The sequence below is a fragment of the Moorena sp. SIO4A1 genome (assembly GCF_010672065.1).
In the GTDB taxonomy this organism is placed as follows: domain Bacteria; phylum Cyanobacteriota; class Cyanobacteriia; order Cyanobacteriales; family Coleofasciculaceae; genus Moorena.
This window is the reverse complement of the sequence record NZ_JAAHHX010001078.1, coordinates 1-1,019: the sequence shown is the minus strand read 5'-3', so window position 1 is coordinate 1,019 and position 1,019 is coordinate 1. Positions and strand designations below refer to the sequence as shown.

The window sequence follows — 1,019 nt, the reverse complement described above, 5'->3', positions numbered from 1 at the left end:
CTCCCCACCCGACTCCCGACTCCCGATTCCCGATTCCCGATTCCCTACTCCCTATTTCTTTTTAAGAGAAATTAATGATGGGACAAAAGCGGGGAGTCGTAGATGAATTATCTTGGCTTGATTAAATAAGCTATCTTTGATTAGGTGAGGAAGAGGCTGAGGTCTGACATTGTAAATCTTGTTGTCTATAACTTTTACTTTGCCTCCTTCTTGCTCGAAGAAACCGGATTGTAATAATTGGTTAAAATAGTACTGGTCACCAAAATGTCCTGCTCTCATAGTTGAGTCATCTTGTTTTGAGGCCAGTGTAATCCAGCCATCTATCATTTTAGTAATAAATTGGCATTTTCTAAAGGCGAATACTCCTGTATTCATGGTGTTATGAGATTCATAGCCAAGATATTTATAAGGTGGCTTACTATAGTCAATATTAGGAGTTTTTGCAATACATAAATCACAGTCATCTAATAAGGAAAATATCTCAGAAATATCCCCAACAACTAAGGTGTCTGTATCAAGAAATAGAGTTTTTTGATAAGGGCTATTTTTCAAGATATCTACTTTGAGCTTATGAGGATTTTTTTTCTCATTTAAGGGATAGACTGTACAACCATCTAACTCTCCCATGGGGCAATCAGTAAATAGGGAGATCGGGATGGTAGGATTGGATTTCTTGAAAAACTTATAAGCGTTAATAAATTCTTGTTTAAATTTTTCACCAATGGCTAAATAAATGACACCACAGTCGTGGCTTGTGTCATTATTTTGACTAGGGTTTCCTTGGAAACCTTTACTATGGTTTTTACTATGGTGTTTATACAGACCTTCTAATAAAGCTTCGCCAAAATTATCTTCTGACCACTGGAAGTTAGGGTTAAGGGAGAGCCCTAAGCGATACTCAGTTACTGCTTCAGCGGCCATGCCTTTTCGAGCTAGGGCTTTGGCTAAGGTGATATGATACTGATGGTGATCTCGGTTGAGTTCAATGGCTTTACGGTAAAATGCGATCGCAGATGCCA

1 pseudogene is annotated in these 1,019 nt (G+C 38.4%); it reads right to left on the bottom strand.

From position 1 onward, the window contains the following. Window positions 1-51: 51 nt before the first annotated feature. Window positions 52-1,019, bottom strand: a pseudogene (locus F6K53_RS45410) (hypothetical protein); the annotation flags it as partial.